We start from the raw sequence: 15,333 nt of genomic DNA on the forward strand, positions 1-15,333 counted from the left end.
CAAAGCAATTTTAACATTGTCGACGATTTTCGTCTCAATGATGCTCCAGAAGCTTATCGGTCACAAAACAGGCGATTCATTCAGGGATCTTTCTGCCGTGTTCAGAGTTCCGTGACAAAGTCGAACGACGCGGCATCAGGGTTCTCTTTTGTGAGCTTCACGAATGTCTTTTGCGCTTCATCCAACGTGTCGAATATTTTCTCCATCCGCAGCGCATAGACGCTTTCTTTGACATCGCCTTGAAGAACCGAAACCACATAATTCTTATTTTTGCAGCTTTTCGGTACTCAACATCGTCAGGGTTCAACTTCGCAAGCCGCTCTGCTCATGCCAGGTCAATCCGCATATTTTGCGTGTAATAATTTTCGAGTCTTTCGAACATTGATGTCATCGCCTGCAAAATGTCTGTCCAAGATAATTTACTGTAAATCGACTAGGCAGGCTAGGCGAGAACAGTCTGTCCCAGATTGGGCCTCGTGTACGGCGTGGCGCAGCAACTCCTGGCACTGAGTAAGCAACTGACCAAGGTGACAGGTCTTCTCCAGCATCCCGAACCCTGTCGAAGCATGGGTCTTGGCGAGAGCGATTGCTGTATATTTACTCTCTTGGATAACAGGTTATGCCAAACATTATTAAGTATCTCGCGCGGCTGAATCGCCGGACGAAAGTACTTGTCCAGCTGTTATTGGATGCAGTGTTGATTATGCTTTCGTTCTTCGCGGCGATGCTGTTGCGCCTCGAAAGTGTTCAGTTTGCCGCTAAACCGGAAGTCTGGATTGCGCTTTCAATTGCTCTCGTTACTGCCCTCTTCGCGTTTCACTTTTGGGGGCTTTACCGCGCGCTGGTGCGATATGTGACCGGCAAGATTTTGGTCATCATCGGCAAGAGCACACTACTTGCTGCCATTATTCTCTATCTTGCAGGCTTAGCCGTTGACGCCGGTCTCCCACGGTCTGTTCCGATCATTTTTGCCGTTTTCGCTTTTCTGTCCATTGGGGGATTGCGCTTTGTGGCACGCACGTTTTTCCGCAAGCCGACGCATGTCCACAAACGCCCTGTCATTATCTATGGCGCGGGAGATGCGGGGCTTCAGCTTCTAAACTCCCTTTTCCATGGTCGGGAATATACGCCGGTTGCATTGATTGACGACAATCCAAATCTCCAGAACTTGGCGGTGGGCGGTTTAACCGTATTTGCGCCGGATCAGCTTCCTCGGCTCATCAAGAAAACCGGGGCTCACGTCGTCTTGCTGGCAATACCCAGCTTGAGACGGGCGCGTCGACGTGAAATCGTGAGCACCCTCGAGGACTTGCACGTGGAGATTAAAACGATTCCGGGTATGGCCGATATCATCAGTGGGAAATCAAAGATATCGGAACTGCGGACAGTGTCTGCGGAGGACTTGCTCGGCCGTGATCCTGTTGCTCCAGATACGGAGCTTTTGGCAAAAGACATTGCCGGGCGAGTGGTGATGGTCTCCGGCGCGGGTGGATCGATCGGCAGTGAGCTTTGCCGGCAAATCTTAACCCAACACCCCGCAACTCTCGTTCTCTATGAGATGTCGGAATTTTCTCTATATGCCATCGCGGACGAGCTGTCAGCGACAACCAAACGGCAGCAATACCCGACAAAGATTGTACCCATCTTGGGATCCGTCCAGCATGGCCGCCGACTTGAAACCGCAATCAAGGCGTTTGAGGTGCAGACCATCTATCATGCGGCTGCCTATAAGCATGTGCCTCTTGTAGAGGAAAACGTGGTCGAGGGTATTCGCAACAACGTATTTGGGACACTTGCGATCGCATCGGCTGCGAAAAAGCTCAAGGTGGAAAAGTTTATTCTTGTTTCGACCGACAAGGCTGTACGCCCGACAAATGTCATGGGTGCGAGCAAGCGCATTGCAGAACTCATCTGTCAAGCCAGTGCGCAGGAGAGGACGTCGACTGTCTTTTCTATGGTGCGCTTTGGGAATGTACTTGGGTCTTCCGGCTCAGTGATCCCAAGATTTCGCGCACAGATCGAGAGCGGGGGCCCGATTACTGTCACGCATGAAAACATCAATCGCTATTTCATGACGATTCCGGAGGCATCTCAACTGGTGATTCAGGCCGGCGCTATGGGGCAGGGCGGCGATGTGTTTGTTTTAGACATGGGAAAACCCGTCAAAATCATGGACTTGGCGATCAGTATGGTCAAACTGCAGGGGTTGACACCGTACATGGTCGACCACGCCGACCGAATTCTTCCTGACGAGGGCGATATCCCGATCTGCATCACTGGTTTGCGGAAAGGCGAAAAACTCTACGAAGAACTATTGATCGGAAACGATCCATCTCCGACCCTTCACCCGCGCATCATGACGGCATCGGAAGTCTCCCTGCCAATGGGAGATCTTATGGTGGTCCTAAACCGTCTGCTTGCAGTTTGCGAAGACTATAATTTACCGGGAATTGTTTCCATTCTCCATGAATTGCCTTTGGATTACGCGCCGCTGAGCCGTGATATATCTGACTTGCTTTGGGACGTGCAGCAGGGGAGTGTCCAAGATCAGCACAGCTTAACTGCGAAGGACGTTCGCGCATGAAGGCGTCACCGGATAAAAAGCGTAGCATTGTGGGCATGCTTATTAGTCGCTTGCTCCACTCATATTTTGTATTAACGCGCGGATTGACCCTTGGGGTGCGGGCGATTGTGCAATCCGATGATGGAAAGTTCCTGCTCGTGAGCCATACCTATACGCCTGGCTGGTACTTTCCGGGCGGAGGCGTGGGAAAAGGCCAGACGGCAGAAGACGCTCTGCGCATTGAATTGCAACAGGAAACAGGTTTGAGGCTACGTGGGACGCCTGAACTGCTCGGCGTGTTTCACAATTCTTCAATAAGTAGCCGGGATCATGTGCTCGTCTATCGATGCCAAGTTGATGGCAAAATGCCTCAAAAACCGCCCAGCATGGAGATAGCGGAATATGGCTTTTTTGATCTGAATGCTCTGCCTGAAGGGACCGATGCTGGTACCGAGCGACGGATGCGTGAGATTGTCGAGGGCGCGGACCAATCCGAAGCTTGGTGAGTAGTCGCAAATCCAATTGAAGCGCTAGGCCTTGGGAATGAAAAGAGACTAATGGGTGTGCTGCCTAGTTTTTACCGCAGTGGCGCGCCTCTTGAAGCGGGCGATGATATCGGGATCGTCGACGAAGTAATCAAGGATCGATCAGCCCCAAACGTTGTGCTCGGCGTGCTCCAGATCCCACTTTGCATTAAACGCAGATATTCCGATTGAAGCTTTAGCGACAAAGCCAAATCAAGGGCTAGAACAAAACAGGCTAGGCCGCAAAGTTAAAAACTTTACTCCTCCATTTCCGTGAGAATGAACAAGTTTGCCAGACTGCCTAACGAATAAAACCAACTGCTCAGCTCTGAACGACGGGTTTTGCCTTGAGCGTCAGGGACAGCATCTCAAGATATTCGGCATAGAAGGCCTCGATCAATTCCATTTGCGCGCCGCGGACCTCAAATACGTCACCGCGATTATAAGAAAACCCGGGGCTGTCGATCTGGGTGCTCAGCTCGGCCAGTTTGGCATCCACATGCTTTGAGCGGTTCGCGATGTGATCCCTGACCGCAAGGATGACGGCCATAAACGCGTTGACCTGGTCCAGCGTTGAGGGCTCATAGCCGACCGGCAGGAATAGCCGCGCCTCCGTCCAGTACCGCTGTACGACATTGCTGATCTCATTAGGGCTTCTGTCGCGGCGCCACTTGGCGATGAATTTGGTCCATGATTTCCGCCAGGCGTCGGGATTGTCGAGCCTCCGCTCATAAAGCCGTTTGAGGCCCTTGGCGTCGGGCTGTTCAAGCAACGCATGAGGGTGACTCAGCAGCATGATCTCATGGGCCTGCAGGATCGATTGCTCGATCATATCCACAAGATTGCGCAGCGTGAGACGCGCGACCATGTCGATGGCCTGCTCATGTGCGGTCTCGGCCTCGCTTGGCGACCATGATACCAGCGGTCTGCGTTGATAGCCGGCTTCGCCCGGGCGAATACCGGCAATGTCGTAGGGGTCGGGCATGGTCGTGCAGGCCAGCCGCGCAGATCGCAAGGCCCTGTCGGCCACCGACCATCGCAGGTATATGTCTCGGGCCTGAGACCGCCATGCCGGGATCCACTGACTGGTGGTCTGAAGCCAGGTCGGCTCGGGAGTGTGCTCCCGGTTTGAGACACCCTCAGCCTTCACCACCTCTTCAAGGCCGTCCGCCTGTTCCGCCAGCAGGACCTCATCGTCAACGCGGCGGTCCCGCGCGGTGAAGCGTATGTCGAACAGGTTTTTCATCTTCGTCTGCCTCAACACAGTTTTTGTTCTGCGTCAGCATGCAGGTGCTGTATCCCTTCCCCATCCTCACCTTGTGAACTGGGAGGGAAGTAAGCCGCCAAGACCCAGCCGATCATCGGCCATGACGAACCGCATGACGCGCAACGTTTTGCCCGCAAGGCTACCTCAACGCCTGTGGGCGGTGGTGAACGCATAAGACTGTTTGGCTTCCTTTAAGGTCGCGCGGTTTCGAACGATAGTTGTGTGGAAGGGGATCCAGCCTTGTGAATCATCCGTAAATTTCCCATTAAAGGGGCTATCGGGTACGCGGGCTTCATCTCATCTTGAACCTGCCGCCGAGCAAGTGGCAACCAGTGCATTACGCTGCAGCCTTATCGGGTGCCAGCGTATTTCGTTGAAAGAATCCCAATTCCATATGAAAGGCCGGGCTTCGGCCACGATGCCAATCCTGCATCGCGGCGAAACGCGCGTCCGCATGACGTTTTATGAGATGGATGCTTGCCCATGAAGCAGCACGATATGCAGGCTTTGTATGACGCTGAAAAACGCAGGCGCCTGGATGCGGAGGCCAAGCTGGAACAGGCCCGTCTTGCGCTCGAGGAGACGCGAGAACAGCTTCGGGAAAGCGATCAGAAATTCAGATCGTTCCTCGATACGGCCAACGATGTCGTCTATATCCTGTCTCCGGATGGGACGTTCGAGTTCCTGTCCCCCAAAATCCTCGACGTGCTCGGGTACCAGCAGGACGAGTTGGTCGGTCAGCACTTTGCCAGCGTCATTCATCCTGATGACCTGCCAGTCTGCCAGGCCTTCTTCGAAAGAGTGGTCGCAAATCGGCAGGCCGAGGCCGGGCTGGAATACCGCGTGCGCCACACGAACGGGACCTGGCGCTGGCATGACACAAATGCCGCGCCGCTGTTCGATTCAGCGCAGAATTTTCGGGGCATGTTGGGGATCGGTCGTGATGTTCAGGATCGCAAGATGGCCACCGATGCCTTGCAGAAGGCGCTTGAACATGCCGAAGCGGCCTCGATGGCGCGCAGCCGCTTCATCGCGACGATGAACCATGAAATACGCACACCGCTTGGTGGTTTGTTGGGCATCATCGATCTGATGGCACTTGACGAAACCGATCCTGAAAAGGTCGAACTTCTCAATTATGCGAAACTGGCGGGCAGGGGGCTCAACCGGATCGTCGATGATGTTCTGGACGTCTCCAAGATGGAAGCGGGTGTGCTGGTCTTTGAGCAGGAAGCGGTCGATCTCCGGGCTGTGATTGACGGGGTCCGTATCCTTGCGGCCTCTGCGGATAATGCGCGGGGTCGGGAGATCACCATGGAGATCGGCCCGACCGTGCCCCGCTATTTTCTCGGGGATGCGAACCGTCTGCGCCAGTTGATTTCGAACCTCGTCAGCAATGCGCTGCGCTATTCCGAGACCGGGCCGATCATCATCCGCGCCGACGCCCACCAGCACAGCAAGACATGCCGCCTGAAGGTGGAAGTGGAAGATTTCGGGATCGGGATTTCGGCACAGGATCAGCCGAACCTGTTCAGGGATTTTTCCCAGATAGACAACCCGTTGACCGCCGCTGCGAACGGTACGGGGCTTGGGCTGGCCATTTGCAAGCGCATCGTCGAGAAACTGAATGGCGATATCGGCGTCGAAAGCCAACCCGGAGAGGGATCGACCTTCTGGTTCGAGTTGGACGTCGCCGCGACGACTGAACGGGATGTGGATGCGCCCCAGGCAGATCCGCGTCCCGCGTTGGGGCTGGACGGTCGCAGGATTCTGGTGGCCGAAGACAATGTCATCAATCAGAAACTCTTCATGACCTTTACGCGCCGCATGGGTCTGCAGAGCGACCTCGCCGAGACCGGCCGCAGCGCGATCGAGGCATTCGCACCCGGCAAATATGACCTCATTCTGATGGATGTCTCCATGCCCGAGATGGACGGGTTCGAGGCGATCAGCTTTCTTCAGTCGAAATTCGGCAAGGAAAACCTGCCACCCATTCTGGCCCTTACGGCACATACGGAAGACTTCATCGAAAAACAGGCGGCATTGCTGGATGTCGACCGCATCCTTCCCAAGCCAATCGACTACGACACGCTGAAGCGGGAATTGGAGGCGGCGCTCAATCTCGAGCATAAACCGCACTCACGCTGCTTCGATCATCAGCCGCCCGTGCTGCCCAGTTCCGACAGTTCGGTCGCGGCGGTGCAAACCCTGGAACAGGTCATGGCCGCCGATATCTACCAGCAGCTTTTGCCCGATTTCGGCATGCAGGGCTTGCTGGAGCTTGCCCGGAAGTTCGTAACGGATGCCAATCGTCGCCTTTGCAAGATCATCGAGGCCGAAGCCGAGGGCGATGTCGCCGAAATCGCCTTGCAGGTACATGCCTTGAAGGGCGCTGCAATGACGGTTGGGTTCCGGGATGTCGAAAACTGGGTGAAAGACGTTGAAGCCGGTGGTCTGGCTCCGGGCGGCAAGAGCCTCTCGGACACCGCAACTGTGTTGCAGGAAAAGCTGACGGATCTGGCAGCTGCCTTGCATTTGCGGGTGTGACGCGCGCCGATCCATCCAATGGGTCCGTAGCCAGTAGTCGTTTGAATTCTGTCGCGTGATTTTGCGAAGCGTTGTCAAAGCGTGTGGCGCATCAGCTTTCGGTAAACTGTCAGCGCATTGGATCAAGGTTTCGGGGTGCTACATACGCTATTGCGTATAATCCGAATTTATTCCTTACAGCGTATAAAGCTAAATTATACGCTGTAGCGCATATTGACAATATATACGCCATAACGCATAATCCACACATGAATGATCTCGCCCGCACCCCCAGACAGATAGGCGCTATCATCCAGCGTGCGCGAAAGAAGCGCGACTGGTCACAGATGCGGCTTGCGGACCAGGCAGGCCTGCGCCAGGCGACGATCTCGATGATCGAAACAGGCCAGAATAGTGCAAAGCTGGAGACTATTCTGGCGATCCTTGCCGCTCTTGACCTTGAGTTCAGGATAGGCGCTCGCACCAAGGGTCATGACCAGGATATCGAGGCGCTGTTCTGATGGGGTGCCGCCCAGCCCATGCGCCATTACGCGTATATCTCAACAACCGCCGCGTCGGCACATTGAGCCGCGAGGCCAGCGGCGCCATCGGCTTTGCGTATCACCAGGACTGGCTTGGCTGGGAATGTCTGTTCGGCACTTAGTCAATTCATCCGGCTCACAGTCTCCAGCTAGCCGATGAGGCTGGACCCTTCTTTATCTGCCTCACGAGACGCGCTGGTTGCGCGAGGTCGTAGCTTGCTACAGCCCGTCATTGGAGCCGTTGCCGGCTTCAGCGCTAATCTTCTCTAAATTGATTCAAAGAAAACGCATGCAATTTTTAAGACAAGTCTCCAAAAGTCTCCAGTTGAACGGAGACTTCTGGCACAAAGTCTCGGTTCAACTGTCGACAGTTTAGGGAGAGACTAGGTGAAAAATCCCCGGATTTGGGTCCGAAAAGCACCGTCTATGAGACAACTCAGACAAAACTCTTCCGAAAACTCCCTATGGACGAAATCTCGACCAAGACCCGGCTTTCACCCTAAACGACCCTGTAGGCTAACCGGAAGGTTTTTCCTCGCGCAGAGCCTTCTGAATTTAATCAAAATTTAATCGTCACGCCGGTTTACGCGGTCTGCCACCTTTGCGACCATTTTCGCGGGCGGCTGCGGCTTTGGCCGGAGATTTGGCCTGTCCAGCACGCCGAGCCATGAAGGCCTTGGTCCCGAACAATCCAGTCAGCAAACCAGGTATCGACAGGTCCACATCAAGGGCTTCCCAGTGCAGGCCGTAACCCGCTCCGAGGATTTCAACCTTGGCGAGGTCTTCTTGCGCTGCGGCTTCCAATCCCTGTGCAATCCTTGGGGGAAAGGTAAAAGAACACCCGTTTGTCAGCTCAACTATGATCCGGTCTTTGCGCTTGTCATATCGAGCCGCCTTTGCGCGAGGTTCATTTTGCTGTGCGATATGACCACGCTCGATGGCCGCATTTATTTCAGCTTCCGTCAGTTCAACCATGGATTTCTCTCCATTTGGCAAGAAAAGCATCTTGCTGGTTCTCGACTATTTGCACGGCTCGACGCACATCGTTCACTTTCATGCCTTGCGCCCAGACCAGAGCTGGAATTCCTTCAGGTCCAACCAGGTTGATCTTGAGTTCCCCATCGCCAAACACATGCACATGGGCAGGCTCGTGATCGTTTGTGAAGATGACAATGCGCAGTCCATGTGCTCGGTATATTGTGACCATGTGGGAAAATAACCTATCCCGTTGGGTTTTTCAACAGGCCCGCAGGTGGCCTTTTATCGGGTCAGCTCTGCTGAACAAGCATCAAGCACCAAAAAAGGAACCAGCTCCAAAAGCTATCCAGGACAGCTGATGACGACCAGTGACGATGAGCGACCGACCATCCAGATCACAATGGATGAAGGAACCTTTCTGCTCGTCCAAGCCGTGCTCGAGCTCGAGCGTGGCGAGGTAGTCGATCCAGATGAGATAGAGGATAAAATCCTCGCAGCGATCAAATATCTGGGAACTGATCGTCGGAAGGAGAACTGATGACAAATCAAGACAAAGAGCGGAAGCCATTCGAAGTCAAACTGACTGATGATCATCTTCTGCTAATCCGAACCCTGCTCATTCTTGAGCGTGGGGAGGACATGAGTGACCAGATGCTTCGTCTGAACATTCAGCGAGCCATTGCTCACATCAACTTTGTCCGATGGAAGGAGAGCACATGCTCAAATTCATCAGCGTCGTAGGATACATCTGTATCCTCATGGCCATCCTAAGCAGTGTCCTGAGCCTAGCCGCCTCCCTGGCGTCACAGCTTCTGACACTCGGCCTTGTCCTGGTCTTCGGAGCTTTGATCGCCGGCATCGGGAAGGACACAGACAATGTTTGAATTCATCTTCGGCGGCGATCAACTCCTCTGGATCAGCTTCGATCTCTTCTTCGGATTGGAAGAAGATGTCTTGGGAGAGTGAAGTGAAGACCTTAATGCTGGAACTGATTTTTCCGGCCTTAAACTCACCCTGTATATCGGGGTGAGTTTTCCCAATTTTCGCCCTGAAACTCAAAGTAAAGTCTCACAAAAGTCTCCAGATACTAGGGGCCAATTTCCCAAGCGAGACCGTCAGGGCATAGGGTGAGAGGTTGATGGCCTCAAAATCAGATACGGTTAGTGTAACTTGATAGTCTCGGTCTGCTTTGGATTGGCGGAACTCCAAGCGTCGGAGGTAGTTACAGGTTGTGAGACATATTTCTAACACTTCTCTCAGAAGAATAACTACATTTCGTTTACAATTATGGCGCGCACCGATACATAAATTAATCTCAAAATGAGACAAATTTTAGAGTCGCCCGAATGAGGATAGGTTTTGGAGGCGCGCTATGGGAACAGATATTATGACGAAGAAGCATACTATGAACATGGAGGAGCATTCACCGCCGAACGTAGCCTTGGTTGGTTTGAAAAAAGTGATGGCGGGCGCACTATCATTCTATCTCAGGTCCAAAGCTTCAGCGAACGTATCGGTTTTTGATACCTACCAACAATTAAAGTCGAACCCATGCGTTGCCATGGCAGTAGATGTAGTCCTCCTAGACGGCCGCGCGCACTCACTTCAGACAATTGAAGGCTGCAAGCCCACCATCGGCAATGGTGATGCTCCCAAAGTCGCGGTTTACTTCGACGAGGTTGATCCAGGCTTCGCGAGAGCCGCCCTGCGGCGGGGTGCAGATGGGATTATAGACGGGGATTTTAACGTGGACGCTTTGCCGCGCGTCATCGAATTAATTTCTGACGGTGAGGTCTTTGTCCCCGCCTCTGTTTTGGGATTAAATTCGACACATAGGGGTAATCATTCGGGTGCTGGGACTGAACTTGATGGCGTGCAAAAAAGCATTCTCATTATGATCTCAAAGGGTTATACCAATAAAGAAATCGCCCAAAGACTTGATACTAGTGACATGCATGTCAAAATGACAGTCAGGGCTACATGCAACAAGCTTGATGCGAAAAACCGTGCGCATGCCGTCGCAAAAGCCATAAGGTTAAACGTCATTTAACTGACGGAATGGTTATTGGTGCGGCCATTGAACCGGTATGAACGCTTGAGCAACTTCTCAATGGAGGGGCAGGCACTGGCGGCCGTTCGGTGCTCCGTTCTTTTAGTTGTGTGAAGGACAATTTTTTGCCACTTTTCCTCAAGGCCCCTTTAGATTAAGAGGAATTATGGCAAAAGATAATTTTCAAGCAGCAGCAAAAGAGCAGTCTGTTTTAGTTGCGGGCTTGATCGATGCTTTGATTGAACTTTACCCCGACGTTAACCATGGCGCGGATGACGCGGCGTTTTTGGCAGTTTTGTCTCAAGCACAACATGCGGCGTATGAGCTGCGCAAACATATTGAAAGCGTAGAAGGCGACGACAGCATTACGCAGGAAGTTTTCATATTCCCTGCCGAGGTCCCAAAGTGATTTTTTGCTTCCGACAAGTCTAGCGATTGCATTGATATATTGCTCTCTCCTGCTCGGTCATTTGGTGTTAGCACCTGTCTTGCCGATCTTTCTGGGGTTTTGGCTATCCAAGCGTCGAAGCTGTGTCTTCTACTGGATCAATCAAGGCGTTGATCAGGTATCCAGCCCAACATTATCCAAGCCCTCAAGCAAACGGTTCCGAAAGACTGGCTTGTATAATGTGACGTCGCCGATCGATTTCCTATGGCATGAGAAATCATCTTTTTTCGCCGTGCTGGACAAAAGGATGATCGGTATGTGGGGGCAGGCTTGTCGGAAATCCATCAGATCATCGACGCTCGTGTCAAGGCAGGGCCCCGAATCGAGGTCGAAAATCAGTAGATCCCAGGTCTCGGGCTGGTCACAGATGCTGTTCAGGATAGCATCGCTATCCGTGGAGTGATGAACATCATGCCCGAGACCAGCAAGATCGGTCCCGATAATACGACTTTGCACCGTGTCCCGGCCGAAAACAGCGATCTGCAAAGGACATGATATAGAAGTCAGTCGACCGTAAGATCGCCAGACATCACTAGGATCACATGATCCACCAAATGCTTTGTCTTCGTTGTGACATGCATACTCTTGGCGCCGAACTCGCCGATAACCCATAGCAAGAATGCCGATAAACGATATCATCTGGGCACCCCAAGCAATGAGCAAAGACTCTAGGATCGAAAGGCCAGCTAAAAGCACGGCGGTGAGAGTGATGAGCGCGACGGCAACACTTCCCACAACGCCGGCCAAGGCGACATTTGGCTGGCTTGACTGCCAATCCAGAGTATCTCGAGTGAGCTTACCCGCCTTAGTCTGCTCGAGTTTGCGTGATAGGTTGGAGAATTTCATGCGTCCGACTTTTCAGCTTGGACCTAGACGTTGTTCGCTGACCATTTTGTATCCGCCGCCATATACGGATGTGATCAAATGCTTCGAGATACCGGCATCCAGAAGTTTGGTCCTGATCCGCTTGATATGACTGTCGATCACTCGACTTTTGGTCTTGGGCATGTTCGGGTCCACGGCTTTGGCCAAATCCTCTCTGCTGATCAGACTGTCGCGACTGTTCCACAAAAACTCGACAATCTTAGTTTCAGCAGGGGTAAGACTGATCTTTCGCCCTTCTACCAAAAGATGCTGGTTCTGAATGTCGACGTCGATATGCGGACTGGCGACGGCACTTTCCTCAACCATTCGTGAGGGAAGTGGTCCAGTGCCGTGAATGTGAAGGCTTTGCGCCGCCGTGATGCGTTCCTTGATCACCCGGGTGCTCATCTTGTGATGGACTACATCATACACTCCGAGGCGAAGCCCCAACAACTCGGCCACTTCGTCATATTTTGGCAAGTAGATGACCGCAGGTATTTTCCCCTGCGCCTGATCGAGATGGCTCGCCGTGTTGCAAATCTGGTGATAATCAGAGCTGGCCAGAACGACGAAATCGGAACTCTTCAATCCTGTTGGCAGGTTCACACCGGTCGTCGGGTCGATCAGGTGAATACCAGACCCACAATGCGCAACCGCTTCGCGGATCTTTTGACAAGAAACTTTGGACTGACGCGAGGGGTTGAAAGTTTCGCACCCATTTTTCAGCGCATTCTTTTTTCTGTCGACCATAACGCCTCCTACATTTAACACGTAGGACGTGCAATTTTTTAGCGCAAGCGCTCAAAGGGGCAGTAAAAACACTCTTTTGGTGACGATCGCGCATTATCTACACTCATGCCGCGAAGTAGTGACAGATGGAGCATGGCTATTGTACAGAACTGCCCATTGACGAACTCATGCCTGCGTTTTGCGTCGATCCCGATTTTCGTCCATTGCGATTTCAGCAGTGATAATCGCTTGGTATTCGTTTCAAACTGGCCGCACCGAGAACCCGAAGTTGCCAAATGCATCAAGACAGGTCTCACCAGTGAGTGTATGATATCCAGCATCGCACCGACCAATGCTGGAGGGGCCGCTGTCTTTATGAAGCTCTATTCAATCGTCTGGGAAACAGGTTCTGGTCCAAAGAAAATCAAAGTTCGCGAACCGTCTGTGATATTTTCAAGTCAGGAGCAGGGCTTCGAGATATCAGACACTTTTCCTGCTATCGGATACGCTTTCCCTCTGGTCGAATGCCAATCAGATTAGTTACTAAAAACGAGTATTGGGTGACCGCGTAGCCAAACGCTAAACGGTGAAAAAGCGCTCGTAGTACTGAAATACCAATAGGCTGCTAGGTTTTGAATTGGCGCATTGGCCAATTGCCAAACTACGCTCCAACAAGACAACCGCCCTGGGTCGGTCATTACATCGCGGCGTTAGATCATAGGCTGCTTGAAAGACAGAAACGTGATCAGCCAATTCAAATACTGGCGAAATCTTCGAACACTTGTTTTGAAATAGTCTTATCGCTAGTGGCGCGTGGCTCAGTGGATGACTTAGACGCTTTTGCAAGGCCCTTCTTTGCTGCTTCCTGGTCTGACTTTGACATGGATCTGATCCTCTTTTCTGGGCAGATCGGCCTTACAGCGCCGACCGGCGCCTCGAGTTTATCGTGCGAAAGCACTGGATCATTAGAGCACTTTGGAGATACCGGCTTGGGGCAGGCATCGATCCAACGCTTCCGCAATTCGAGGATGTTGCAGCGAGCGGCGATGATCTACCGGCATTTCTGAAAAACACTGTCTCTAATTTGGCGAAAGTATGTCGAAATAAAGGCGAAGGATTGCTCCTGACGCATTTACAGGCAGTCTCGCGGCCTTGCGTCAAAATTAAGTAAGATAATGAAAAAACTTAATTTTTCGTTTCATCTCGAAAGTAAAAAAACGTTTTCAAACCAGCCTGCCGGCTTAAAAAATTCAATGCCCAGAACTGTGCTAACGCCAGTAGCGCAAACTATGCGAGGCTCTTATTTTCAAGTAGCCCAGACCCATTTACAGTAACAATGCGCCTCTATCTAAAAAATTGTTTCGATTTATGACGTAATATTAGCGATGTCGTAGACCTACATTTCTCAAAGTGTTGCGCCACTTAAGACAATGAACTCCTTACGGGATGAGATTCATCATCAGCGCACAGAACACTAAAAAAAGCAGAACTAATTGGGTCTTTTTGTATGACTCCATCCTGCGAAAGTGTTCGGCCCTGAGGCGCTGAAAATCAAATGCGGGGCTCAATGTTTCATGTGTGTGAATGCTCAAATCACAATTCGCTGTCATTGCATTGGTCATCGCCTGACCTTGAATACGAGGCCGGTTGTAATCGACAACGCACGAAAGACGCGGCACGCGCCTGTGAACTTTTTCTGCTTGTTCGACCGTGCGATTACTTCTTCTGGATCGCGACATGGGCGGCATGGTCCCGGCCGCACTTGCTCCTGACATATAAGAAAAGCTGACGGGATTGGCTGCCTCTTCACGTTGACCGTTCATGCAATTGGTTTCAGCTATTTGATCAACGGATTGTTCAAAAATAGCTTTTATGGAAGGTGTCAAATGCACCTTCTTATCCGCTATGTACGTGATGGCTGCCGTTCTTATCCTGTCTGCTTCCTCGTTGCTCTGCGCCCGAACTTGAACAATCGACAAGACATACAGCGCAAAATCTTGGGGAGAGAACTCCCCCAATGATCGCACCATTTTCTGATAAGCCAACGCGAGTTGCAGGTCGGTTATAAGGCCGGCTGAACCAGTAACCTCGATGCCGCAATAATGCGAAAGCGCAATTATTGCCTCCGAAATGCATGCAGTTTCCTGCGTGTCTTGTCGAATTTGGCTTGGCGAAATTGCTTGAAGAGACATATCAGCGTCTTCTGCCGTGCCCTTTTTTCTTGTCTGGAAAAAATCAAGCATAAATGAGCCTAAAAATATATAGCCATCTACATAGAGTAGCTCATCGGCAAGTTTGGCTCAATATATTGATGAATTGAAAAAGTCAGTGTTATTAAGTGGAGTTGGTTCATGTGACGCTCGATACGGCGTGTCGGAAGGCTAGCGGTTGTATGACCTTTGTTATTTTAGGTCTTGATTGGCCATTTTGGCGACAAGGTCCTTGCGGGCAGTATTCGAGGCCAAGAAACCGCTTTGGGATCCAATCGACTACCATAAATAGAGGTGGTGAGTGCGGGAAACGTTCAACGTCAAGCTATTGTGCACACCACTAGGTAGCGGTCGCAAAAGTATTATGTTGCCTTCCATTTTTCAAAGCTCTATCCTGAAGATGTGGTGAACAAGGCGCAATATTTAGTGAACCCTCATCGCATGTCAGTTCAGGCCGTTCAGTCGTGAGCAAACTGGCACAGACACTCAAATCGGCGCTGTAAATCCTTTCGGGGGAGGCCACTCGTTTTCCCCAAGGAGATACGCAGGCACGTCCATGCAGACCTGCATGATGCTCTGCGTTGCCATCGTCGACTTGATTTCCCCAAGTTCCCGGACACGGATACATGCAC

The 15,333-nt window shown here is 51.9% G+C and carries 18 protein-coding genes; 11 read left to right on the plus strand and 7 right to left on the minus strand.

All coding sequences use genetic code 11. The features are described from left to right. Window positions 1–101: 101 nt before the first annotated feature. A complete protein-coding gene (locus F3H35_RS18955; protein ID WP_188130023.1) occupies window positions 102–257 on the minus strand; it encodes a hypothetical protein in 156 nt (51 codons plus the stop codon). 362 nt (window positions 258–619) lie between these two features. Here F3H35_RS18955 and F3H35_RS17390 point away from each other — a divergent pair, with 362 nt between their 5' ends. Both F3H35_RS17390 and F3H35_RS17395 read left to right on the plus strand, forming a co-directional pair. Then, a complete protein-coding gene (locus F3H35_RS17390) occupies window positions 620–2,584 on the plus strand; it encodes a polysaccharide biosynthesis protein (protein WP_149780811.1) in 1,965 nt (654 codons plus the stop codon). Next, entirely contained in the window at window positions 2,581–3,069 is a 489-nt protein-coding gene (locus F3H35_RS17395; protein WP_149780812.1) for an NUDIX domain-containing protein, read from the plus strand. The genes F3H35_RS17390 and F3H35_RS17395 overlap by 4 nt, the downstream gene beginning before the upstream one ends. 340 nt (window positions 3,070–3,409) lie before the next feature. Here the strand turns inward: F3H35_RS17395 and F3H35_RS17400 are convergent, their stop codons facing one another. Then, on the minus strand, window positions 3,410–4,333 hold the full coding sequence (locus F3H35_RS17400) for a hypothetical protein (protein ID WP_149780813.1): 924 nt from the start codon (window positions 4,331–4,333) through the stop codon (window positions 3,410–3,412). A 504-nt stretch (window positions 4,334–4,837) separates the two neighbouring features. On the opposite strand from F3H35_RS17400, the gene F3H35_RS17405 reads away from it, so the two are divergent. The 3 genes from F3H35_RS17405 to F3H35_RS17415 all read left to right on the plus strand — a co-directional run bounded on the left by F3H35_RS17405 (window position 4,838) and on the right by F3H35_RS17415 (window position 7,544). After that, the gene (locus F3H35_RS17405) at window positions 4,838–6,901 is read left to right on the plus strand and encodes a PAS domain-containing hybrid sensor histidine kinase/response regulator (RefSeq protein ID WP_149780814.1); all 2,064 of its coding nucleotides are present in this window, start codon (window positions 4,838–4,840) and stop codon (window positions 6,899–6,901) included. A 248-nt stretch (window positions 6,902–7,149) separates the two neighbouring features. Continuing rightward, a complete protein-coding gene (locus tag F3H35_RS17410) occupies window positions 7,150–7,401 on the plus strand; it encodes a helix-turn-helix domain-containing protein (RefSeq protein ID WP_149780815.1) in 252 nt (83 codons plus the stop codon). After that, window positions 7,401–7,544, plus strand: coding sequence for a HipA N-terminal domain-containing protein (locus tag F3H35_RS17415; protein WP_223228461.1), 144 nt, complete (start codon window positions 7,401–7,403; stop codon window positions 7,542–7,544). Before F3H35_RS17410 ends, F3H35_RS17415 begins: the two co-directional genes overlap by 1 nt. 451 nt (window positions 7,545–7,995) lie before the next feature. Here F3H35_RS17415 and F3H35_RS17420 read toward each other — a convergent pair whose 3' ends face one another. Both F3H35_RS17420 and F3H35_RS17425 read right to left on the minus strand, forming a co-directional pair. Further along, window positions 7,996–8,397, minus strand: coding sequence for a DUF2442 domain-containing protein (locus F3H35_RS17420; RefSeq protein WP_149780816.1), 402 nt, complete (start codon window positions 8,395–8,397; stop codon window positions 7,996–7,998). After that, window positions 8,390–8,629 (minus strand): DUF4160 domain-containing protein, encoded by a 240-nt coding sequence (locus F3H35_RS17425; RefSeq protein ID WP_149780817.1) that lies wholly within the window; start codon window positions 8,627–8,629, stop codon window positions 8,390–8,392. The genes F3H35_RS17420 and F3H35_RS17425 overlap by 8 nt, the downstream gene beginning before the upstream one ends. A 129-nt stretch (window positions 8,630–8,758) precedes the next feature. Between F3H35_RS17425 and F3H35_RS18960 the strand changes: the two genes are divergently transcribed. The 4 genes from F3H35_RS18960 to F3H35_RS17440 all read left to right on the plus strand — a co-directional run bounded on the left by F3H35_RS18960 (window position 8,759) and on the right by F3H35_RS17440 (window position 10,859). Then, window positions 8,759–8,938 carry a hypothetical protein gene (locus F3H35_RS18960; RefSeq protein WP_188130024.1) on the plus strand — a complete coding sequence of 60 codons (180 nt, stop codon included), beginning with the start codon at window positions 8,759–8,761 and terminating at the stop codon, window positions 8,936–8,938. Window positions 8,939–9,116: 178 nt separating this feature from the next. Beyond that, window positions 9,117–9,284, plus strand: a complete 168-nt coding sequence (locus F3H35_RS18965; protein WP_188130025.1) for a hypothetical protein — start codon at window positions 9,117–9,119, stop codon at window positions 9,282–9,284. Window positions 9,285–9,772: 488 nt separating this feature from the next. Continuing rightward, window positions 9,773–10,450, plus strand: a complete 678-nt coding sequence (locus F3H35_RS17435; RefSeq protein WP_149780819.1) for a LuxR C-terminal-related transcriptional regulator — start codon at window positions 9,773–9,775, stop codon at window positions 10,448–10,450. 166 nt (window positions 10,451–10,616) lie between these two features. Next, window positions 10,617–10,859, plus strand: coding sequence for a hypothetical protein (locus F3H35_RS17440; RefSeq protein ID WP_149780820.1), 243 nt, complete (start codon window positions 10,617–10,619; stop codon window positions 10,857–10,859). Window positions 10,860–11,012: 153 nt separating this feature from the next. Here F3H35_RS17440 and F3H35_RS17445 read toward each other — a convergent pair whose 3' ends face one another. Further along, window positions 11,013–11,744, minus strand: coding sequence for a response regulator (locus tag F3H35_RS17445; RefSeq protein ID WP_149780821.1), 732 nt, complete (start codon window positions 11,742–11,744; stop codon window positions 11,013–11,015). 12 nt (window positions 11,745–11,756) lie between these two features. Then, window positions 11,757–12,512: a winged helix-turn-helix domain-containing protein gene (locus F3H35_RS17450; RefSeq protein WP_149780822.1), complete on the minus strand. Its 756-nt coding sequence runs from the start codon at window positions 12,510–12,512 to the stop codon at window positions 11,757–11,759. 132 nt (window positions 12,513–12,644) lie between these two features. Here F3H35_RS17450 and F3H35_RS17455 point away from each other — a divergent pair, with 132 nt between their 5' ends. Next, complete coding sequence (locus F3H35_RS17455; RefSeq protein ID WP_149780823.1) at window positions 12,645–13,031, plus strand: hypothetical protein; 387 nt, start codon at window positions 12,645–12,647, stop codon at window positions 13,029–13,031. A gap of 281 nt (window positions 13,032–13,312) precedes the next feature. Next, window positions 13,313–13,558 carry a hypothetical protein gene (locus tag F3H35_RS17460; protein WP_149780824.1) on the plus strand — a complete coding sequence of 82 codons (246 nt, stop codon included), beginning with the start codon at window positions 13,313–13,315 and terminating at the stop codon, window positions 13,556–13,558. A 372-nt stretch (window positions 13,559–13,930) separates the two neighbouring features. On the opposite strand, the gene F3H35_RS17465 is transcribed toward F3H35_RS17460, so the two are convergent. Next, a complete protein-coding gene (locus F3H35_RS17465) occupies window positions 13,931–14,734 on the minus strand; it encodes a hypothetical protein (RefSeq protein WP_149780825.1) in 804 nt (267 codons plus the stop codon). Between the last annotated feature and the right edge of the window lie 599 nt (window positions 14,735–15,333).

It is taken from the genome of Roseovarius litoreus (assembly GCF_900142765.1).
GTDB classification, from domain to species: domain Bacteria; phylum Pseudomonadota; class Alphaproteobacteria; order Rhodobacterales; family Rhodobacteraceae; genus Roseovarius; species Roseovarius litoreus.